Source organism: Paenibacillus sp. (assembly GCF_035645235.1).
Classification (GTDB): Bacteria; Bacillota; Bacilli; order Paenibacillales; family YIM-B00363; genus Paenibacillus_AE.
The window spans coordinates 1-20,897 of record NZ_DASQMZ010000121.1; the positions used below are offsets into that span (position 1 = coordinate 1).

Annotated in this window: 22 protein-coding genes, 1 rRNA gene, 1 riboswitch and 1 other annotated feature; of the genes, 4 read left to right on the top strand and 19 right to left on the bottom strand. The window is 58.1% G+C overall.

The genetic code is table 11. From position 1 onward, the window contains the following. Window positions 1-105: ribosomal RNA gene (locus tag VEZ38_RS11255) — 16S ribosomal RNA — on the bottom strand; the annotation flags it as partial. Window positions 106-347: 242 nt separating this feature from the next. On the opposite strand from VEZ38_RS11255, the gene VEZ38_RS11260 reads away from it, so the two are divergent. Both VEZ38_RS11260 and wrbA read left to right on the top strand, forming a co-directional pair. Next, complete coding sequence (locus tag VEZ38_RS11260) at window positions 348-527, top strand: hypothetical protein (protein WP_324893457.1); 180 nt, start codon at window positions 348-350, stop codon at window positions 525-527. A gap of 21 nt (window positions 528-548) precedes the next feature. Then, window positions 549-1,151, top strand: a complete 603-nt coding sequence (wrbA, locus tag VEZ38_RS11265; protein ID WP_324893458.1) for an NAD(P)H:quinone oxidoreductase — start codon at window positions 549-551, stop codon at window positions 1,149-1,151. Between the two features lie 61 nt (window positions 1,152-1,212). On the opposite strand, the gene VEZ38_RS11270 is transcribed toward wrbA, so the two are convergent. Further along, window positions 1,213-1,968 (bottom strand): NRDE family protein, encoded by a 756-nt coding sequence (locus VEZ38_RS11270; protein WP_324893459.1) that lies wholly within the window; start codon window positions 1,966-1,968, stop codon window positions 1,213-1,215. A 253-nt stretch (window positions 1,969-2,221) separates the two neighbouring features. Here VEZ38_RS11270 and VEZ38_RS11275 point away from each other — a divergent pair, with 253 nt between their 5' ends. Then, a complete protein-coding gene (locus tag VEZ38_RS11275; RefSeq protein ID WP_324893460.1) occupies window positions 2,222-3,058 on the top strand; it encodes a DUF92 domain-containing protein in 837 nt (278 codons plus the stop codon). A gap of 84 nt (window positions 3,059-3,142) precedes the next feature. On the opposite strand, the gene VEZ38_RS11280 is transcribed toward VEZ38_RS11275, so the two are convergent. From VEZ38_RS11280 to VEZ38_RS11345, 14 genes are all read right to left on the bottom strand, one after another. Beyond that, window positions 3,143-4,663 carry a malate:quinone oxidoreductase gene (locus VEZ38_RS11280; protein WP_324893461.1) on the bottom strand — a complete coding sequence of 507 codons (1,521 nt, stop codon included), beginning with the start codon at window positions 4,661-4,663 and terminating at the stop codon, window positions 3,143-3,145. 262 nt (window positions 4,664-4,925) lie between these two features. Beyond that, on the bottom strand, window positions 4,926-5,207 hold the full coding sequence (locus tag VEZ38_RS11285; protein WP_324893462.1) for a hypothetical protein: 282 nt from the start codon (window positions 5,205-5,207) through the stop codon (window positions 4,926-4,928). A 131-nt stretch (window positions 5,208-5,338) separates the two neighbouring features. Next, window positions 5,339-6,424 (bottom strand): aspartate-semialdehyde dehydrogenase, encoded by a 1,086-nt coding sequence (gene asd / locus VEZ38_RS11290; protein ID WP_324893463.1) that lies wholly within the window; start codon window positions 6,422-6,424, stop codon window positions 5,339-5,341. 79 nt (window positions 6,425-6,503) lie between these two features. Next, window positions 6,504-6,761: a binding site (T-box leader), on the bottom strand. Window positions 6,762-6,859: 98 nt separating this feature from the next. Next, window positions 6,860-9,586 carry an OmpL47-type beta-barrel domain-containing protein gene (locus VEZ38_RS11295; RefSeq protein ID WP_324893464.1) on the bottom strand — a complete coding sequence of 909 codons (2,727 nt, stop codon included), beginning with the start codon at window positions 9,584-9,586 and terminating at the stop codon, window positions 6,860-6,862. Window positions 9,587-9,921: 335 nt separating this feature from the next. After that, window positions 9,922-10,698, bottom strand: a complete 777-nt coding sequence (locus VEZ38_RS11300; RefSeq protein WP_324893465.1) for a TerC family protein — start codon at window positions 10,696-10,698, stop codon at window positions 9,922-9,924. Window positions 10,699-10,965: 267 nt separating this feature from the next. After that, entirely contained in the window at window positions 10,966-12,162 is a 1,197-nt protein-coding gene (locus VEZ38_RS11305) for a KamA family radical SAM protein (RefSeq protein ID WP_324893466.1), read from the bottom strand. A gap of 187 nt (window positions 12,163-12,349) precedes the next feature. Then, window positions 12,350-12,503: riboswitch (cyclic di-AMP (ydaO/yuaA leader) on the bottom strand. 45 nt (window positions 12,504-12,548) lie between these two features. Continuing rightward, entirely contained in the window at window positions 12,549-12,848 is a 300-nt protein-coding gene (locus tag VEZ38_RS11310; RefSeq protein WP_324893467.1) for a spore coat protein, read from the bottom strand. 16 nt (window positions 12,849-12,864) lie between these two features. Next, window positions 12,865-13,029, bottom strand: coding sequence for a hypothetical protein (locus VEZ38_RS11315; RefSeq protein WP_324893503.1), 165 nt, complete (start codon window positions 13,027-13,029; stop codon window positions 12,865-12,867). Between the two features lie 66 nt (window positions 13,030-13,095). Then, complete coding sequence (locus VEZ38_RS11320) at window positions 13,096-14,232, bottom strand: zinc-dependent alcohol dehydrogenase (RefSeq protein WP_324893468.1); 1,137 nt, start codon at window positions 14,230-14,232, stop codon at window positions 13,096-13,098. Next, on the bottom strand, window positions 14,229-14,615 hold the full coding sequence (locus tag VEZ38_RS11325) for a spore coat protein (protein ID WP_324893469.1): 387 nt from the start codon (window positions 14,613-14,615) through the stop codon (window positions 14,229-14,231). The genes VEZ38_RS11320 and VEZ38_RS11325 overlap by 4 nt, the downstream gene beginning before the upstream one ends. A 7-nt stretch (window positions 14,616-14,622) precedes the next feature. Further along, entirely contained in the window at window positions 14,623-14,871 is a 249-nt protein-coding gene (locus VEZ38_RS11330) for a spore gernimation protein GerQ (RefSeq protein WP_324893470.1), read from the bottom strand. A 183-nt stretch (window positions 14,872-15,054) separates the two neighbouring features. Further along, window positions 15,055-15,153, bottom strand: a complete 99-nt coding sequence (locus VEZ38_RS11335) for a YjcZ family sporulation protein (RefSeq protein WP_324893471.1) — start codon at window positions 15,151-15,153, stop codon at window positions 15,055-15,057. A 139-nt stretch (window positions 15,154-15,292) separates the two neighbouring features. Next, window positions 15,293-15,583, bottom strand: a complete 291-nt coding sequence (locus tag VEZ38_RS11340; protein ID WP_324893472.1) for a 4a-hydroxytetrahydrobiopterin dehydratase — start codon at window positions 15,581-15,583, stop codon at window positions 15,293-15,295. After that, window positions 15,580-15,882, bottom strand: coding sequence for a Dabb family protein (locus VEZ38_RS11345; RefSeq protein WP_324893473.1), 303 nt, complete (start codon window positions 15,880-15,882; stop codon window positions 15,580-15,582). Before VEZ38_RS11345 ends, VEZ38_RS11340 begins: the two co-directional genes overlap by 4 nt. 166 nt (window positions 15,883-16,048) lie before the next feature. On the opposite strand from VEZ38_RS11345, the gene VEZ38_RS11350 reads away from it, so the two are divergent. After that, window positions 16,049-16,960 carry an SH3 domain-containing C40 family peptidase gene (locus VEZ38_RS11350; RefSeq protein ID WP_324893474.1) on the top strand — a complete coding sequence of 304 codons (912 nt, stop codon included), beginning with the start codon at window positions 16,049-16,051 and terminating at the stop codon, window positions 16,958-16,960. 67 nt (window positions 16,961-17,027) lie between these two features. Here VEZ38_RS11350 and VEZ38_RS11355 read toward each other — a convergent pair whose 3' ends face one another. The 3 genes from VEZ38_RS11355 to VEZ38_RS11365 form a co-directional block, all read right to left on the bottom strand. Continuing rightward, complete coding sequence (locus VEZ38_RS11355) at window positions 17,028-18,827, bottom strand: L-fucose isomerase (RefSeq protein WP_324893475.1); 1,800 nt, start codon at window positions 18,825-18,827, stop codon at window positions 17,028-17,030. A gap of 81 nt (window positions 18,828-18,908) precedes the next feature. After that, window positions 18,909-19,895 carry a LacI family DNA-binding transcriptional regulator gene (locus VEZ38_RS11360; RefSeq protein ID WP_324893476.1) on the bottom strand — a complete coding sequence of 329 codons (987 nt, stop codon included), beginning with the start codon at window positions 19,893-19,895 and terminating at the stop codon, window positions 18,909-18,911. A 99-nt stretch (window positions 19,896-19,994) separates the two neighbouring features. Beyond that, window positions 19,995-20,891 carry an ABC transporter ATP-binding protein gene (locus tag VEZ38_RS11365; protein ID WP_324893477.1) on the bottom strand — a complete coding sequence of 299 codons (897 nt, stop codon included), beginning with the start codon at window positions 20,889-20,891 and terminating at the stop codon, window positions 19,995-19,997. Window positions 20,892-20,897 lie beyond the last annotated feature (6 nt).

Genomic DNA, 20,897 nt, shown 5'->3' on the forward strand with positions numbered 1-20,897 from the left:
CCCGTCCGCCGCTAACCTTGTCCCGAAGGACAAGATCCGCTCGACTTGCATGTATTAGGCACGCCGCCAGCGTTCGTCCTGAGCCAGGATCAAACTCTCCAAAAAGGGTAGTTCAACTGTGCTCATTACAAGCTAGCTAAAGCATATTTCGCTCATGTTCGGTTTTCAAGGAACAAGCTTTACTCGTACTGCTTGTCCGACCCGCTCTCGCGGCCGGAAAACTAATGTACCACGTCCGGCCGATGCATTGCAACTGTTAATTCCAACCAGTTCGAAAGTCCCGACTCGGGAATGCGGATGGAGGAACCCGGGAATGCGAATCCTACAACGGGAAGGGGGTGTAAACAATGAGCAACCATCTCAGCTCCGTCAAGGCAGACCAAGCAAATTACCTGGACAAGACGGAAGACGAAGTGAAGTCGGTACCCTCCTCCATCCGATCGAATACGACCGGGACCGATATGGAAGCGGTCGAGGCAATCACCGCCCATATCAATAAGTATGATGTCAACGAAGAAGACGTTTAAACCATAGGAGGAGTGAATTCCTTGTCAGCTCTAAAGTTAGCCATCGTTTACTACAGCTCCACAGGCAACAATTATAAACTTGCGCGGATGGCGGAAGAAGCGGGCAAAGCGAACGGCGCCGAAGTGAAAGTCATGAAGGTGCAGGAGCTTGCGCCGGAAGCGGCGATCAACGGCAATCCGCTGTGGAAAGCCCACGTCGAGGAAACCAAAGACGTACCGGTCGTCACCTTGGACGATCTGCAATGGGCGGACGCCGTCCTCTTCAGCATGCCGACGCGATTCGGAAATATGCCGGCGCAGATGAAGCAGTTCTTGGATACCACGGGCGGGTTATGGTTCCAGGGCAAGCTGATCAATAAAGTCGTCAGCGCAATGACTTCCGCTCAGAACGACCACGGCGGCCAGGAAGCCACCATCCTGTCCCTATATACGACCATGTATCATTGGGGAGCCATTATCGCGGCGCCCGGCTACACGGACCCCGTGCTGTTTACGACAGGCGGAAACCCGTACGGCACGAGCGTAACGGTCGACCAACACGGAAACATGAGGGAAAACGTACAGCCCGCGGTAGCCCATCAGGTAAAGCGCATGCTGGAAATTGCCGAGAAGATCAACAGATAAACAAATACAATCGAAAAAGCAACTAACGTCCCAAGCGCTTGGGACGTTAGTTGCTTCGCTTTCAATAAGAAAGCGTATATTTTCGATCCTGGACGCCTGCGACGGTACGCGTCCGTTCGACATAGTGCAGTTGTCGTTCCCCCAGCAACAGCACAGTAGAGCTTCTTGTTCCGTATCGCTCGCTCCGGATGTAAATCGGCGACAGGAGTCGTTCCCACTCCAGCGCAACGCCGGTGGCAGGCAACCGATCGTCGGGCGCCGGCTCCGTATCCTCCAGCAAAGCAAATAATCCTTCCACCCGATCTTCCCGGACGTGCGAAAGTTGTTCCCGCAAGGCCCGCTTCCCCCGCTCCACCTTCGGCCAATCGGTATCCAGAAGATGGTTGCTGACTCCGTATACGCCAGGCTCGAGCTCCCGTATCGTATGGCTGACGTTAGAGTAATAGTATAACTCGCGCAGATCCCCGATCAACAAGTTATAACCCGGAAAATGCGTCCGTTCTCGGCTAGCGCGTTCGGCATAGTCTCCCGGCGAATCGCAACCCGTTAAGTAATCGGAGACGAGCTGACCGCGGGAACGCATGCCGTCCGTTCGCTCGCCGGGGTCGCGGTAATTCGTCAACGCGGCGTACCGTCCGCCGGAGGCGACGCCCATCCACGTCCCGTCCTTGAGCAAATCCCGTCCGGCCAGCACCTGAGGGAAATCCGTCCAACGGTGCACCGGCGCCGTCGGACGATCGTAAAACTCGTCGCGGTTCGCCGCCATCACGAGCGGATAGTCGGGGTGCACCCGGTAGGCGAATAAGATCAAACACATGCAGCTACTCCTGCTGCTCCGGGACGCCCGAGGGTCAAGCTGCCTACAGCTTGACCGGCGATCGCCTTTTCATAAGATATCATCGACATTCGCGCAGCTCCTTAGGAACGATTGGACTTCAATATTCCCATCCTATTATACAGCAAGCTAAGGGGAGCAACCTCATTAATGGTTTTGCAACAGGCCGCACGATTAGTATACGATGAAGGGAAAATCGCCTTTCCAGGCGATGACAGGCGAAGGGGGCTGCGCGATGGAATGGTTTATCGGCCTAGCCGGCAGTGCCGGCATCGCGGGGGCGGCTTACGCGAAACAGTCGCTGTCCGGCTCCGGTTTTGCGGCGGCGGTAGGGCTGGGTACAGTGATGTATGCGCTCGGGAGCCCGGTATGGTTCGGATCCCTTCTTGCGTTTTTTATCTCCTCGACCCTATGGTCCAAGTGGAAGCAGCACGCGAAGGCGAAAGCGGAAAGCGGCTACGAGAAAAGCGGCAGGCGCGATGCCGGCCAAGTGTTCGCGAATGGAGGCATGGGACTCCTGTTATGTATCGCCGGTTGGGCTTGGCCTCACCCGTTCTGGTGGTACGCTTTCCTTGGCGCCATGGCGGCCGTTACCGCCGATACATGGGCAACGGAAATCGGGGCGTTGAGTCGGACGCCGCCCGTCTCCGTGAAGACGTGGCGCCGCGTTCCGGCCGGCACGTCCGGAGGCGTCTCCGCCCTAGGTCTAGCCGCCTCATTAGCCGGAAGCTTGTTTATAGGTGCCACGGCATGGGGAATTTTGTCGCTCGCGCCGGGATCGGCCGCACCGGATGCGGTCGCGGCGGAGCTTCGATGGGCCGCTTGGTTGGGCGTCGCCGGATTGGCCGGCGTCGGCGGATCCTTGATCGATTCATGGATCGGCGCGACTTGGCAACTCATGTACCGCTGCGGGGTCTGCGGTAAATCGATCGAGCAAGCCCATCATTGCGGTCAGCCGGCAAGGCGTTTCCGCGGCCGGGGCGGTTGGAACAATGACGCCGTGAACGCGGCCGGCTCCGTCGCGGGCGGCTTGATCGGCGGCTTGTCGGCACTGGCGCTCGGCTTGTACTAGCCATGATTGGTTCATGGTAAGTTCAAGCCGCGCAAAACAAAAAACACGGACGCCATTAGGAGGGCGGCCGTGCTTTGACGGTAACTACGACACGGTGCGGCGGGCGAACTGCTTTCCCGAGAGGTTATCACCTAATCCAAGGGAATGTGCCGTAGAAGCATGGATTTCGCGGATCAACTCCGGGTTCTTCGTCAGCGATGCGCCGTACGAAGGGATCATCTCCTTGATTTTCGGCTCCCACTCCTTCACATGCTGCGGGAAGCATCGACGGATGACTTCCAGCATGACGGACACGGCGGTGGAAGCGCCCGGCGAAGCGCCAAGCAGAGCGGCGATCGAGCCGTCGGCTGCGCTGATCACTTCCGTTCCGAATTGGAGCGTCCCTTTGCCGGCGGCAGTGTCTTTAATGATTTGGACGCGTTGGCCGGCTACGACCAAATCCCAATCTTCGCTCTTCGCATGCGGGACGAATTCCCGCAACGCTTCCATGCGCTGTTCCTTCGTCAACATCACTTGCTTAATTAGATAAGTCGTCAACGGCATGTTCTTTACGCCCGCGGCAAGCATCGTCAACAGATTATGCGGTTTTACGGAAGTAATCAGATCGAACATAGAACCGAATTTCAAAAACTTGGGCGAGAAGCCGGCGAACGGACCGAAGAATAACGACTCCTTCTTGTCGATAAACCGGGTATCCAGATGCGGAACGGACATCGGCGGCGCGCCGACCGAAGCCTTGCCGTACACCTTCGCGCGATGCTGCGCCACGATCTCCGGATTTTTGCACACCATGAACAATCCGCTGACCGGGAAGCCGCCGATGCCTTTGCCTTCGGGGATCCCCGACTTTTGCAGCAGATGCAGACTGCCCCCGCCGCCGCCGATAAAGACGAACTTCGCGGCAAGACGCTCGATGGCGCCGTTGTCGACGTTCCGCACTTTCAGCTCCCACAAGCCGTCTCTCGTACGCGTAAGATCTTCGACATGCGTGTTGAATTTCATATGAACGTGCTTGCTCTTCAGATGCGCGAACAACATCCGCGTTAAAGCGCCGAAGTTGACGTCCGTCCCGGATTCGATTCTCGTCGCCGCGATCGGCTCGCCGCCGGTTCGCTCCTTCATCATCAACGGAATCCATTCCGCCAGCTTCGCCGGATCGTCGGAAAACTCCATGCCTTGAAACAGCGGGTTGCCGGACATCGCTTCGTAACGTTTCTTCAAGAAGGCAACATCCTGCTCCCCATGAACGAAACTCATATGAGGCACGGGGGTAATAAAGTCCCTTGGATTGCGGATTAGCTTGCTGTCGACCAAATAAGACCAAAATTGCTTGGACACTTGGTATTCTTCGTTTACTTTGACCGCTTTGCTAATATCTATGGAACCGTCCGGTTTCTCGACGGTATAGTTCAGCTCGCACAGCGACGCGTGCCCCGTGCCCGCGTTGTTCCATTCGTTGGAGCTTTCCTCCCCCGGGTTTCCCAACCGCTCGACGACCGTAATGCTCCAGTCCGGCACAAGCTCTTTCAATAGCGACCCCAGCGTCGCGCTCATAATTCCGGCGCCAATCAAGATGACGTCTGTACGTTTTTGTCCGTGGCTCATAGTTACCGTCCTTATATTGGTAAGAATCGATATTCAAATCGGGCGTAATCCATCCTCGGCAGTTCCGGACGAACACTATCCTAGTGTAACACTATTAAATATAGATTAAAATAATTGTCACCTAATTTTCCGAATTTCAAACGATGGTTCGCGGCGTCGAGCCTTTCAGGAATATATGTATTCTGTGAAAAAGAAACAGGTTCCCCCATTTTCATGCTGGGGGAACCCGCCCGTTCATCGGTTTGCGCGGCGGAGAGGCCGCTTAGCGGTTCGCGCCGCCGTTAGCCGCTCTCGGACCGTTCGGCGAGCCCGAAATGCCGACGCTGTTGGAGCCGACGTCGCCGGCATCGTTGACGCCGGTATTGCCGTAGCCGTTGCCGTTCATATTGTTGGTGCCCATGCCGTTGCGGTTTTGCGTTTGCGAATAACCGTTGACATTATTCTGTCGCAGATTTCCGTCATCGTTCGCTTGCCCTCCGCATGCGGTGAGCATCGAAGCGGACAAGCAGGCGACGCACGCCAAAGTCAGTACCTTGCGGTTCATTGGATATCCCCCTGTGCGTATGATTTGGCCGAACAGGAATAGCGTTCCCTGCCCCCATGCGCCCTATGAAGGGAATTTAAAGGGCATACGAAAAACCCCCGGTTCCAATGACCGGGGGCGGTACGGAATGCTTATTTCGGCTGAATGTACCCTTCCGCCTTCAGCAGCTCTGCGATCAAGACGGCGCCGCCGGCGGCGCCGCGCAGCGTGTTATGCGATAAGCCTACAAATTTATAGTCGTAAAGCGTATCTTCGCGAAGACGTCCCGTCGTGACGCCCATGCCCCGTTCGATGTCCCGATCGAGCTTCGTCTGGGGACGATTTTCCTCTTCGAAGTACGTGATGAACTGCTTCGGCGCGCTCGGCAGCTCAAGCTCCTGCGGCCGGCCCCGGTATTGCTTCCAGCGCTCAAGAATCTCTTCCTTCGTCGGCTTCTTCTCGAAGGAGACGAACACCGTGGCGAGGTGCCCGTCGGTCACCGGGACGCGAATGCATTGCGTCGTGATGATCGGCGCGCCGGCTTTCACGATTTCGCCGCCGGTTACGCTGCCCCAGATGCGGAGCGGCTCCTGCTCGCTCTTCTCTTCCTCGCCCCCGATATACGGGATGACGTTATCGACCATTTCGGGCCAATCCGCGAAGTTTTTGCCGGCGCCGGAAATCGCCTGATACGTCGATGCGACTACCTGCTTCGGACCGAACTCCTTCAGCGCATGAAGCGCCGGTACGTAGCTCTGTATCGAGCAATTCGGCTTTACGGCAATAAAGCCGGTCGCGGTGCCTAGACGCTTGCGCTGCGCGGCGATCACGTCGAGATGCTCCGGATTGATCTCCGGAATGACCATCGGGACGTCAGGGGTCCAGCGGTGGGCGGAATTGTTCGAGATGACCGGCGTGCCCGTCTTCGCATACGCCTCTTCCAGCGCCTGGATTTCGTGCTTCTTCATCTCGACCGCGCAGAAAATAAAATCGACCTGCGCCGCGAACGCTTCGACCTTCGATGCGTCCTGTACGACGATGCCCTTCACGTCGTCCGGAATCGGCGTAGACAGTTTCCACCGCGACTGCACGGCTTCCTCGTACGTTTTCCCCGCCGAACCGGCGCTTGCCGCGATGGCCGTCACTTGGAACCAAGGATGGCCGTTCAATAGTTCGACGAACCGCTGGCCGACCATCCCGGTTCCGCCGACGATCCCCGCTTTTAATTTTTGTGTCATAAGGCGATTCAGTTCCTTTCTCGTTTAAAATAGGATAACAGAAGGGGACAATAAAAAAATCCCACCCCTAAGACATTATCTTAGGGACGAGATTTGTATTCCCGCGGTACCACCCCAGCTTCGCCGACCGCGTCGCCGCGCCGGCCTCTTCGAGTACGGCGTCGCCATAGCGATGCTTATACTCTAGCTCTGTAACAGGAGCTCCTGGCACACCATCCCGTCCGTTCCGGTGTGCTGCTCTGAGTCTTTCTTCAATAAAGAATTCTTTACTCCTTCTCAGCGCCCGGAGCTCTCTGCGAAAGAATTCGATATTTACTCGTCTCATCATCGCATGTATATATTGCAATCTATTTTATCAGAGGAACGACTCGCGGTAAACCCTCTTTTACCGAAAATGGGCCATCGATATTCGGCAAGGCTAACGGTCCCCGATGATCAGGAAGGCACAGCCGAACCGTATACCTCGATTTCGACAATATGGTTCGCAACGTTCGAGCTGCTCCCGTTGGACCAAATCCGAACATATCTCGCATTCACGGGTCCGAACGTGACGCTTTTTCCCGCGCTCGATTCGGGGTACTCTGCGTCCGTACCCGCGCCCTGCCCCGCGGTGTTGTCCGCGTCGTTGTTGAACACCGTCGTCACGCCGCTCGAGAAATCGGCCGAATCGGATAACTGAATAATGACGTCGCGGTACATTCTTGGATCCCCGTAGTAATGCCACAACTTGACCTCATAGAGCGTCTTACCGGCGCCAAGATCGAGCTGCACCCACTGGAGTCCGTTATTCGGACTGCTATCCGACCATTGGCTCAAATCCCCATCCGTCATTCGAAACGGGTTTTGGAACGGCATCGAGGTCGTCGGAAGAATTCCTGCCGCTAGGTTCGACGTGGCCGGGGAAACCGTCACGACGATGGCGACCGTATTCGCCGTCGTGTTGTCCGACGTTCTCGTGATTTTAAATACCAAGGTAACGTCGGTCTCGACGGTCGGCGGCGCGATCGCGCCGTTCGTGCCGATGACCCCGATGTCGCTGGACGAAAAGATTTCGATCGTATATCCGCTCGGTACGGCCGGCAAAGTCAAGCTCGTCGCGCCGGACGACGGCGCCGTTACGCTCGTAATTCCCGCCGCGACCTCCGCCGCCGTCGGCAGGCGTGCCGGCACCGTCACGGAAATGGCGACCGTATTTGCCGTCGAGTCGTCCGACGTTCTCGTGACCGTAAATACGATGTCGACGTTGGTCGCCGCGGTCGGCGGAACGATCGTCCCGTCCGTTCCGATGACGCCCTCATCGCTGGACGAATAGATTTCGATAGTGAACCCGTCCGGCACGGTCGGCAAAGTCAAGCTCGTCTCGTCCGCCGCCGGCGCCGGTACGCTCATAATCCCTGCCGCAACCTCGGCCGCCGTTACGACGTGCGCGGGTACCGTCACGGAAATGACGTTCGTATAGGCCGTCGCGTTGTCCGAGGTTCGCGTCACCGCAAAAATGATGTCGACGATGGTCGCTTCGGTCGGCGGCACGATCGTCCCGTCGATGCCGATGATCTCCAGATGGCTGGTATCATAAATTTCGATGGTATAGCCTTCCGGCACGGTCGGCAAGAATAGGCTTGTCTCGTCCGCCGCAGGCGCCGTTACGCTCGTAATCCCGGCCGCGATTTCCGCAGCCGTTCGTGAGCGCGCCGGTATCGTCACGGCAATATTGTCCGTATTCGCGGACGTGTTATCCAATATTTTCGTTACCGTGAAAACGACGTCGACGACGGTGTCTTCCTCCGGAGGAATAATCGCGCCGTTCGTCCCGACGACTTCTTCGTTGCCGGACGAAGAAATTTCGATGGTATAGCCGTCCGGTACGATCGGCAAGGTCAAGCTTGTCTCGTCCGCCGACGGCGCCGTTACGCTCGTAATGCCTGCCGCTATCTCTGCCGCCGTAGGGGCGGGAGGCGGTGCGATCTCCGGGTGACTCGGGGTAATTTCCGTCAACATAATATAGACGTCTTCACGGTCGAAAACCGAATCGCCGTTCATATCTTGCGGTTCCGACGTTTCATTCGCGATCCGGTCGACGATGTCCCCGATCGCGAAAGCTTGGTCGCGGCCGATACCCAAAACATCGACCAAAATTTGTATATCGATCGAAGGTTCGACGTTGCCGGCGGCATCTACGCTCCAATAAGAAATCGACCGGACACCTTGCTTATTCAGAAGGATCGACGAGCCCGTCCCGGAAATTCCGTCTACGACGTAATGCGTCGTTGCGCCTCCCGCCCCCGAATCGGAGGCGTTGAGGGCGATAGCGACATGCTTCGTCGTATTATCGACAACGACGCTGCGGGTCGTAACCGGCGCGGTGCGATCGATCATTATCGTCGCCGTGTTCTGCGCTTCGGTATTTCCTGCGGCATCTTCGCTCCAATAGGTAAGTTCATACACGCCTTCCTCGTGCAAACTGACGGCAACTCCCGCCTGAGCGACTCCGTCGTTTACCGAGTAGTTCGTGCTCGCAACGCCCGACCCATCGTCGATCGCCGTCAATTCTACGACGACATCCGTATTGACCCAGCCGGACGGAGCGTTATCCGTTGTAACGGGGTCCGCGGTATCCCTTTTCAAAACGATGCTCTTTGCGGACGTCCCCCCAGCCGACGTTGCCGAACAAGTATATGTGATGCCTTCCGCCGAAGTGTCGCTTGTCAATGTCGAGGAATCGCACCCCGCGAGAGTCAATTCTCCGGAGGCCGGATCGGTTACCGTCCAGCTTAAGCTCGCATCCGATGTATACCAACCGTTACTGCCCTGCGTCCCGGTGACGGAAAATTGAATCAGAGGAGAGGTATAAACGGACAGGACTCCCGTCAGAATGCTAGTGCTGTCGAAATTGTCCCCGAAAATGACGAAACCGTAAAGATCGCCCGGTTCGACTTGGAGACTGGAGATGCCACCGGCTTGAAACGGCCCGATTACCGTCTGATCGAATAATACGGTCGTCGTTCTGACCCCGCCGCGCTCGACGAAAGCCGTAACGCGCGAGACCGCCATGAACCAAGCATGATGGCCCGAATAATCCCAGCTGTACCGGATTTCCGCCGCTTCCGTCGCCGTCGTCTTAAATTCCCAGGTCTGCCCGTTCCAGACTGCATTGTCATCCATAGCGTAGGAAAACTGTAGGACATTGGAAGATTGCGTAACCGCCGATTCGGCAGGACCTGATTTCGTCCAAGACTCCGCAGCGGGGAAAGGCGGTTGCGCATGGGCGAGCGATACGGCGAACAACGCGCCGAGAACAACGAATAAGGCGACAGCCGCATACTTCGGTCTTCGATCCCTCAATCTAGCACGCTCCAGTCCGGTCTACTTGGATAATTCGCCAATTCATGACATTCATAGATTTTATTCTACCTCAGAATTCCAGTTTCCACCACTTTTGATTCTAAGAAAAAAGGCACTCCGAAGAGTACCTTTTCGCCGTTTTCCTGGCTTTGCGGTTACGCGCCGCCTCCCTGAGAAGAAGGGTTGTTCCTTGGGGCAAACCATCCCAGCAGGGCGATCGCTACTAATATTACATAAAATACGGAGGTCCAGCCGGTGCTGTGAGGAAAATGATGATCCAACACCCCGATATCTTCGTGAGCCAGCGTAATGACGGCAAGCTTTACGCCGACCCAAGCCACGATGGCGTAAGCCGTCGTCTCGAGCGCCGGGCGTTGGCTAAGCAGCTTTACGAACCAAGTCGCCGCGTATTTGATCAGGACCAAGCCGGCAATCCCGCCAAGCACCACGACAATAAACTGTCCGCCGTCCATGCCTCCGAATTCGCCAAGCGGCGAGTCCGGAAGACCAAGCGCGAGCGCTACCGCGGCAAGGATGGAATCGATGGCGAAGGCGAGGTCCGCCAGCGCGATTTTCCCTACGGTCGGCCAAAAGCCTTTCCCTGCGGCTTCTTGCTTCAGATCCTTATGAACATCCTCGTTCTTTTTCCCGAACCGCGCTTGAATGACGTGCTTTAACCCTAAATATAAAAGATAAGCCGCGCCGATCGCCTGCACCTGCCAGACGTTTGCGATGAAGGATATCGCGAACAGCGCTGCAAACCGGAAGGCGAAGGCCATCATGATTCCATAGTTGATCGCTCGTTTCTTCTGCTCGTCCGGCAGATGCTTCGCGATGACCGCCAATACGAGCGCATTGTCGGCCGACAGCAACCCTTCCAGTCCGATCAGAATTAATAATGCCCACGCATACTCCAGCCACAATGATTCCAACTTGTACTCCCCCTCAGCGTCCATCGTAAGTATTGGCAGACGGCGAAATCGTAACGAAGTACGCGCGATTTCGCCCGCCACAGGCGTCACCTGCTCTGTTTCACCGTACGCGCACCTTCCTGGTCGGCTTCGCTATGTGTTCCCCAGAGTAAGTCCCTTCTACGAAATTTACTATTCCTCCCATAGGTATGTAAATACCCATTTCCCCATTTTCATAAAAAAACTGCCCGCGGCAGCGGCGGCGAGCCGCTCCCGGGACAGCCAACTTTAAACGATCGAAACCCCGTTTCCTTTCGCCGTCGGCGACCTGCGCTGCGGCACATCGGGCAGCTCGTTCGCCGAGACGACCGCTTCCGTTCGCTTGGCGGGCTTGCGCCAATAACGTTCGTTGCCGGGCAGGTCGTCGAACCACGCCGCGTCGCTCGGGCAGTCGAGCACCATGAATTTGCCGTACTCGTCGTCGCGCGATTGATGATACTTCAGATACGCCTTCCCGCCCTCGATCGCCAAAATTTCGATCTTTCCGGACGTATGGCTCATGGACAGCCTCACTCGCTTTCCGAGCCCCGACGTACGCGCCTTCGCCTCCTCGACGATCCGGTACACCCGCTCGAGCGGAAGCACGAAGTCGGCGTTGCCGGCGACGGGACGGTTGACGAAAAAGTAATACGGCGTTACCCCCGCCCAGCTCAGCTTGTCGAGCAGCTCGGCAAGCACGGCCGGATCGTCGTTAATGCCGCGAAGCACCGGCGTCTGGTTCACGACGATCGCCCCGGCTTGGTGCAACGCCTCGAAACCGCGCTTCGCTTCCGGCGTCAACTCGCGCGGATGGTTAATATGCGCCATGATGTAGATGCGATGGTCCGGGGTAGAATATTCGCGAATCGCCTCCAGCAGCGCCGGATCCTCGAAAATCCGCATCGGGTTAAAGACGGGGAGTTTCGAGCCGAGCCGAATGATCTTTACGTGCGGGATGGCCCGCAGCCGCTCCAGAATGGAACGCAGCTTCGTCGTGGACAAAATGAGGCTGTCGCCGCCGGTCAGCAGGACGTTGTTGATTTCCGGATGCTCGGCGATGTAGGCGAGTCCCGGATCCACGTCCGACATCGCTTCCTTTACGTCCGAACGAAACAGCCGTTTGCGAAAGCAATACCGGCAATATGCGCCGCATACCTCGGATACGATCAAGAGCGCCGTAGACCGGTATTTGTGCTGACAGCCCGGTACGACATAGTTCGTATCCTCGTCCGACGCGTCCCATCGGCCGTACTCGAGCAGCTCCCCTTCGTTCGGGATGACGAGCTTGCGGATCGGATCGTGCGGGTCGTTCCAATCGATAAGGCTCAAGTAGTATTCGTTCACGCGAAAAACGAACTTCTCCGTGATGCGCTTCAGTCGTCGTCTTTCGTCTTCCGGGATCGCCGCGAGCTTGTCGATGTCGGTAATGTACTTCGGCTGGGCCATGCGTCTTCCTCCTCGATTCGAAAGTGGCGGTTCGTCGACGGAGGAACGGCGTATCGCGCGCAAATAAGCCTCCGTCGACGTCGGGTTGGAAACCTGACTCGTCAGCGGAGGCCGCACGGGATCGTATGGACGCACGAATGCCCGACGGAACGGGTCACGTGCCTGAAGAAGTAATTGCGAATGTAAGAAATCGACCCATCTCCTGCTGACGAGGTTAGCTGCCGGGCTCGGGATTAGATGGTTCCCTACGCTCTCGATTACCGAGCGATTCGCCCCACTTACGTTGGTTCCCCCGCTTTCCCTCGGGTGGTAGTCCCAGGGAAATTAAGCGTACTTTTACTGTACCGAATTTCCGTTCCGCCTGTCAACCGTAGACAATTCCCCTTCTAGAGATTCGGGGCTTTGAGCGCGACTTCGATGTTCTTCAGGTCGACGTCGATTTGCTCGTTGACGTTCCACGGGTGATACAACCCCTGTTCGGTCGCATATTCGGCGATCCGTTCGTGCAAATCGAGCATCTCCTCGAGCTGACTTGCAAGCGTCGATTGCACCTCTGGCGTCGCCGCCTCGGTTACGGCCATCGCGTAATTGCGAATGCCGCTCTTCACCGTATTCATAAAATCCATCGCGATGACCTGATCGGTGAGCGTATGCATACCGGTCAGCCGTTCCAGCAAACTGATCATTACCGAATCCCCCTTCCTATCGCTTCGCCTTCGTCAGCAGCGCTCGGAACTGCTCCAGATGCCGCGTGGACTGCTCGACATCTTCCTGCAGCAGCGCCTTCAGCTTTTCGTCCGTGACGAGCGCCTTCATCGTTTTGGACTTTGTCAGACCAACTGTCTTGAAGGCGGCAAGCTCGTGCATCTCGAGCGTCTCGTGCAATGCGTAATTCGCCAACTTCGTCCCTCCTTCCTCGATGGACATGCGCCGTTACGGCTTTAGAATGACCTTAATGCAGCCTTCCAGCTTCGCGTCGAACATTTCATACCCGCGCTTCGCCTCGCCGAGCGGCAGCACATGCGTGACGACGTCGCTCGGATCGATCTTTCCGGAGGCGATCAGCTCGTACATGTAGGGCATATAGTGAATTACCGGCGCCTGTCCGGTGCGGATATTGACGTTGCGCTGAAAGATATCGCCGAGCGGGAACGCATTGTATCGGCCGCCGTATACGCCGGTAATCTGAATCGTGCCGCCTTTGCGCACCGCTTGCGACGCGATCGTGAAGGCGCCGAGCGCGCCGCTTTGCAGCTTCATGCCGACCGACAAAAATTCGAGGTCGCTCATCTTGCCGTCCATGCCGACCGCGTCGATGACGACGTCCGCGCCGCCGTGCGTCATTTCCTTGATATGGTTGCCGATGTTTTCCTCCGCCTCGAAGTTGACCGTCTCGACGCGATTCGTCCGCTTCGCATGATCCAGCCGGTATCCGACGTAATCGACCGCGATGACGCGCTTCGCCCCCTTGAGCCAGCAAAACTTTTGGGCAAGCAGTCCGACCGGACCGCAGCCGAGCACGACGACCGTGTCTCCGTCCTTCACCCCGGCGTTGTCTACGCTCCAATACGCGGTCGTCATGGCGTCCGCAATGAGGCACAGCTTCTCGTCCTCGACCTCCGACGCTTCCGGAATTTTGAAATGCGAGAAGTTCGCGAATGGCACGCGCAAATATTCCGCCTGTCCTCCGGCGTAGCCGCCCGTCGTATGGGAATAGCCGAAGAAGCCGCCGATCTCGCCGTACTCGTTCGAGTTATCGCATTGGCTTTCCAGCTCGTGCTTGCAGAAAAAACATTCGCCGCAGGCGATATTAAACGGAATGACGACGCGGTCGCCCTTCTTGAGCCCTCTCACCTCCGGGCCGACTTCCTCGACGACGCCCATCGGCTCATGGCCGATCACGTAATTTTCCGGCAGGTTCGGAATCATCGCATGCAGCAGGTGCAGATCGGAGCCGCAAATCGCGCTATTCGTCACGCGAATAATCATGTCGTCCGGCTTCTCGATGCGCGGGTCCGGCACGTCCTTCACGACGATGTTTTTAATGCCTTGATATGTAACGGCCTTCATGCTTCGTCCCCTCTCAAGCCGGCGTCCGGCGTCCGATCGAACATCCCCTTGCGCGACGTGTCGCCAGGGAACAGGCTCATGCCGGCAATCATCGACGTATTTTTCGCCGACAGCTGATCGAGCTTATATTGCTCGTCGAGGTCGTACGGATGAAACCACTTCTTGCGCACCATCAGCTCCGTTACGTCGCGATGCAGCGCGAGCGAATCGCGCAGCTGCCCTCGCAAATACGCCCGCACCTCCGGCGACGCCGCTTCCGTGACGGCGATCGCGGCGTTCCGAACCCCTTCCTTCGCGCGCACCAGCAAATCCATCGCCAGCGTCATATCGGCGAGCTCGGGCATGTTCAGCGCATTGATCGGGTCTAGGTAATCTTGATTCATTCGCGCTTCATCCTCCTGTGATCGGCGTCGGGCGGAGCTCCGGCACGGACGAAGCGAACGGCACGCGTTCGTACATCGTCTGCAGATCGGCGATCGCCTTCGTCGATTGCTCTACATCCTTCTGCAGCAGCGCCTTCAGCTCTTGGTCGAAGACGAGCCCTTGCATGAGCTTCGATTTCGCGAGCCCGAGCGTCTTCAGGTTCAGAAATTCGTGAAGGTCGAGCGATTCGTGATTTGCGAGCGTGGCATGATTCATGAGCAGCACCTCCCGTTGGTTACCCCGGTATTTTTTCCTAAAGGGGCGGGGCTATACCAGAGGCGGAGAACGGAAAGAAGCCGCTCCTGCGTCGATCGGACGCCGGGCGGCTTCGTAGTCCGTTGCCGTAATGTATTCGTCTTTCAACGGCGATTCGCCGAAGTGCGGACGCTCGTCGGTCGATTACACGTAGAACGTTTTGCTGATAATCACAAGCAGAATGAACAGAACGAGGATCGTGCCCGTGCTGGTCCATACGTTCGCTGCACCTACCGCTGCCATTGCGCGCACCTCCTTCTCGTACGCCGATCGCCGGCGCCGAAAGAATGATGTTGTTGCACTGGCATCATATGTCGGGCCGCGGAGCCATGATTGGACGGCTGCCCGGTTTTCGGTTGAGGCGCGAGACGAAGCCGCCGTATTAGGACTCGCCGAACATGGCGTCGAATGCGGCCGCGGCCGCAAAGTCGAGCTCTGTCAAGCCGCCTGCATGCCATGACGTCAACCGAAGCGTTACGAGCTTATAATCGATCGAGATGAACGGATGGTGATTCAGCCGTTCCGCCTCCAGCGCGACCCGCCGAACGAATTCGACGCCGTCCAAGTACGCCCGGAACCGGTACTTCTTGGCGATCCACTTCGCGTCTTCGCGGCGCCAGCCTTCCGCCGAAGCGAGACGCTCCTCGACGGCCTCGTCCGTCAGCCTCGTCATACGATTTCGTAATCCGCGACGACGACTTGGGCCAGCAAGCCGTCCAACGAACGAACGAAGGCTTGATGCACCGGATGCGGGCCGTACGCCATTAGCGCCTCCCGGCTTTCGAAGGTGATGCGCAGCCCCATCGTAAATCCGTGGACGTTCTCGGTTTCGTGCGTCGCGTTCTTGCCCGCGCTCATCGAGACGATGCCGGGAATTCGCTCTTGGAACGACTTTACTTGCCGCAGCAAATCTTGCTCCAGGTCCTCGGAAAGCTCCTGGTTGAATCGGAATACAACGATATGCTCATACATGCGCTGCCACTCTCCCATCGCCAATATACAGTTATATTACCATAATCCCAGGCATCGATTTTTCCCCGCGGCGCTGCGGATATTAGGCAGCTCCCAACATTTGGCCCCTCCCCAAACGGTAAAATCGTGGGGTACTCTGGTGGCGGAGGTGATGAGGGTGCGAAACATGAAGATTTTCATCGCATCTGTGTTAGGAACCGCAATGCTGACATCCGCCGCTTCGGCCGCCGCCGCGGCGAAGAACTACGAGACGAACGTCGAGTACGGCGTGAATATGAGGACAGGCCCAAGCACATCCAACAAGGTCGTTCGGATGCTCAGAAGCGGAGAAGACATCCATGTCATCGAGGCGGACGGCTATTGGCTGAAGGTCGAGACGGAAAACGGGCAAACCGGATACATATCGTCCAACGAGAAATATACGAATTACGACCCGGCCGCCGTTCGGTACGAGACGGAAGTCGAATACGGCGTAAATTTCCGGTCGCAGCCGAGCACGTCGGGCCATATATACCGCATGCTCCCCAAAGGCGAAAAGATCCACGTCCTGGAACGAGACGGCAGCTGGCTGAAGGTCCGTACGAAGAACGGGCAAACCGGGTACATATCGGCGAAAGAAAAATACACGGATTACGAAGCGGGCTCCGGCTCTTCGGGGTCGACATCCGGCTCGACAAGCGGTTCCGTCGGGGGAAGCCGCGCCGCCGTCGTCGCCACGGCGAAGTCGTACAAGGGCGACTTCGAGTACAAATGGGGCGCCGAGCCGTGGAATACGAGTTATAGGTATGCGGACTGCTCGTCCTATATGGAACTCGTCTTCCGCCAACACGGCATCGATCTCCCGCGGACGAGCCGGTCGCAGGCGAAGGAAGGTACATATGTAAAGAAGTCGAATTTGAAAGCCGGCGACCTCGTCTTCTTCGATACGAACGACAACGGCACGATCAACCACGTCGGCATGTATATCGGCGACGGCGAATTCATTCATGCGTCTCCGAGCTTCGACGGCGTCGACGTCTCGAAGCTGAGTTCGAATTTCTGGTCGGACGCTTACGTCACAGCACGCAGCGTATTATAGCAGGGCCGAACGCAAACAAGCTCCGCGCACAGCATTCCCTGTGCGCGGAGCTTCTTCTTTGACCGGACTACTTGTAAAGCGGGCCGTATGCCGCGCACGCCCGATAGTCGGCGCCAGTCGGCTCGTTCGCCCCGAACGCGGTCCAGGCGCTCGGACGGAAGAGACGCTCGGAAGGCACGTTATGCATGCACACCGGAATACGCAGCATGGAGGCGAGCGTAATGAGATCGGCGCCGACATGGCCGTAGCTGACGGCGCAATGGTTCGAGCCCCAGTTGTTCATGACCGAGTACACGTCCTTGAATGTCGGATCGTTCGTCAGGTTCGGCACGAACCATGTCGTCGGCCACGTCGGGTTCGAGCGGCGATCGAGCGCATCGTGCACCTCCGCGGGAAGCTCGACCGAATAGCCCTCCGCGATTTGCAGCACCGGACCGATGCCTTTGATTAAGTTCAGACGCGCCATCGTCATCGGCATGCCGCCTCGCGTCGTATAGTCGGTCGAGAAGCCGCCGCCGCGGAAGAAGTCGACCGCCGGCGACCATTTCGTCGCGGCGAGGCAACGCTCCACATCCTCGTCCGTGATTTCCCAGAACGGCTTCATCGACGGTTTCCCGTCCGTAAGCTGCTCGCCGGTGCCGTCGAGCGCCGCCGGTCCGGAATTGATCAGATGGATGACGCCGCCCGCGGCCGCTCCCTCCAGCGTATGCCCCGTGACGCGCTTCACCGCGTCGGGGCTCCAGTACGTCCGTACGTCGGCGAAAATTTGCGCCCGATCCGTCAACAAATGTCCGAACAGCATCGTGATCGCGTTGAGGTTATCGTTTTCGGTACTCATGATGAAAGGCTCCCGAATGCCGTTCCAATCGAAGGAGCTCGAGAGGATCGCTTCGAGGAAATCGCCCGTCGGGAAGTGATCCGTCCACGCCCGTTGGCCTTGGAAGCCCGCGGCGATCGCGTTATGGCCCATCGCCTCCTCGCCGTAGCCCATCTCCGCCAGCTTCGGATTGCCGATCATCAAATCCCGCGCGATGAGCGTCATCTTCACGACCGTTTCCCAATCCTTTTCCTTCTGAGCGTCGGTTCTCTTCAGCTCCGGCGGATTTACGTCCTCGCCCGGCCGGCAATTCGCCTTCGTCCAAGCGAGCGCCCGCGCGTATTCGTCATGGTCGTAGATGCCGCGTTCGAGGCGGCGGACGAACTCCGTCATGTCGACGTACTCGTTGCGCATCCCGAGGTACTCCTGATAAAACGATTCGTCGACGACGCAGCCCGCGATGCCCATCGACACCCCGCCGAGCGACAAGTAAGACTTGCCGCGCATCGTCGCGACCGCGAGGCCCGCTTTCGCGAAACGCAGCAGCTTCTCCTGCACGTCGGCGGGGATCGTCTCGTCGCCGATGTCCTGCACGTCGCGCCCGTAAATGCTGAACGCCGGAATGCCCTTCTGGTTATGGGCGGCGAGCGCCGAAGCGAGATACACCGCGCCGGGGCGCTCCGTCCCGTTGAAGCCCCAGATCGCCTTAGGCATCTGCGGGTCGGTGTCGATCGTCTCGAGCGGGTAACACCAGGAAGGCGTGACGGAAATCGTGACGCCGACGCCCGCTTTGCGGAATTTCTCCGCCGTGCGGGCCGCTTCCGCCACGCCGCCGATCGTCGTGTCCGCGAGGACGCACTCGACCGGCAGGCCGTTCGAGTGCCGAAGGTTGGCGCTTAAGAACCGCGCGCACGCCTCGGCCATCTTCATCGTCGGCGCCTCGAGCGATTCGCGGATGCCGCCGAGGCGGCCGTCGATAATCGGGCGGATGCCGATTTTCGGCATTTCGCCTTGGAGACGATGTTCGAATGTAGGCTGGTTATGGGACATCGGATGATTCCTCCTAAGAATGTAGTGCGATTCGATTTGAAAATGAAACTAGGTAATCGTTTACACATAGACCGAAAAAAATCAATGCTTGCGTTCGATCGCCGGTACACGAACGGATTCGCGCCTCGGCGCATGCGGCTCCCGAATGCGTTCGAGCAGCAGCTCGCCCGCCGTCTCCCCGAGCCACTCCGGGTCTTGCCGAATCGCCGTCAGGCGCTGGCGAAACAACGGCGAAAATTCTAAATCCCCGAACGAGACCACCTCGATCGAAGCGGGGTCGACGTTCGCATCGCGAAGACCTAAGTAGAAGCCGTACGTCATCTCGTTGTTGCAGGAAAACACGGCCGTAGGCGGCGCGTCCCCCGACGTCAGTTCGCGGACCGCCCGCCTTCCCGATTCTCTTGTGAAATCGCCTTCAAAGACGACCGCCGGCGCGAGGCCGCGCCCTTGAAGCGCCGCAAGCGCGCCGTCGAGGCGCTCCCGCGCCGTCGCGATCGCGCTTGGCCCGGCCGCGATGCCGATACGAGAATGCCCTCGGTCGATCAACTCGGAGACGGCGGCCTTCGACGCGGAGAAGCTGTCCTCTCCGACAAAGTCCGCCTCCACGCGATCGATGCGGCGATCGATCAGCACGAGCGGCGTGCCGCTCGAACGGATGGCATCGATTTTCGGCAAATTGGACGCCGACCCGGTGGCCGCCAGCACGATCGCCTCGACGCGCTTCTCCATTAGCAAATCGAGCGCGTCGCTTTCCCTCCCGGCGTCTTCCTCCGAATCCATGAACAACAAGTGAAAGCCTGCGCCGACGCATGTCTTCTGGAGCCGTCGGGCGACCGTCATAAAATACGGGTTGGTCATATCCGGCACGATGAGCCCGATCGCGTTCGATCGGTCCTGCTTTAAGCTTCTGGCGATCGAATTCGGGCGGAAGTTCAGCCGCTCCACGACGCTCAACACCTGCTCTCGCACCGGTTCGCTGACGTATCCGGTTCGATTGAGCACCCGCGATACGGTGGCGGTCGATACGCCCGCTTCGCGCGCGACGTCCTTCACCGTCAGCTTGTTCAATGAGGCACGCTCCTTTCCCTCCTAGTGTGATAACGTTTACATGCCATTATTATAAGGCAGACGGGAGCTTCCCGTCTACCGTGAATATGCGCCGTCCCGTCACTTCGACTCGTCGCTTCGTTCCGGCGACGCCAGTACGATGCGCTCGTCCTCGAGCTGAAGCTTCACGCGGCGCTTTCCCTTCAAACCGATCGCCTCGAGATAGCTCGCCGGCAGCTGGATGCGGCCGGCTTGATCCATGACCGCGTATTCCTCGTGCGAGTCGGCGTCGCCGGCGGCCGTCTCCCGCTCCAGCTCCGCGAGGCGTTCGGCGTAAGACGCCCGTCGGATTAGTTCGCTCGACGTCCGCCCGTCCCGGATCGCGACGACCCGGCTCACCTTCTTCGCCAGCTGCGGATCGTGCGTGACGATGACGATCGTCAGGCCCATCTCCCGATTCAGTCGATTGAACAATTCCAAGATGAGCGCCGCGGTTTTCGTATCGACGGAACCGGTCGGTTCGTCCGCGAGCAGCAGCTTCGGACGGTTCGCCAGCGCGATCGCGATCGCGACGCGCTGCTGTTCCCCGCCGGAAAGCTGCTCGAGCCGATGATTTCGCCGATGGGACATCCCTACCGCCTCGAGCAGCTCCAGCGCGCGGAGCGGCTTACGTCGCCCGGTCAGCAGCATCGGAATTTCTACGTTTTCCTTCGCGGTCAAGTACGGAATCAAGTTCCGCGCCCTGTTTTGCCATACGAAGCCAACGGTTTCCTTCTTGTATCGCGCGAGCTCCCGTTCCGTAAATTTCAACATATCCTTCCCGTCGACGAACAGTCGTCCGGCGGAGGGCCGATCAAGCCCGCCCAGCATATTGAGCAGCGTCGACTTCCCGCTTCCGGAGTTGCCGATAATGGCCGTCAATTCGCCTGCTTCGACCGTCAGGTCGAGGCCTTGCAGCGCGACGACCTCAAGATCGGCGGTCTTATAAATTTTCACCAGATTGTCGCATCGAATCATCCCGCT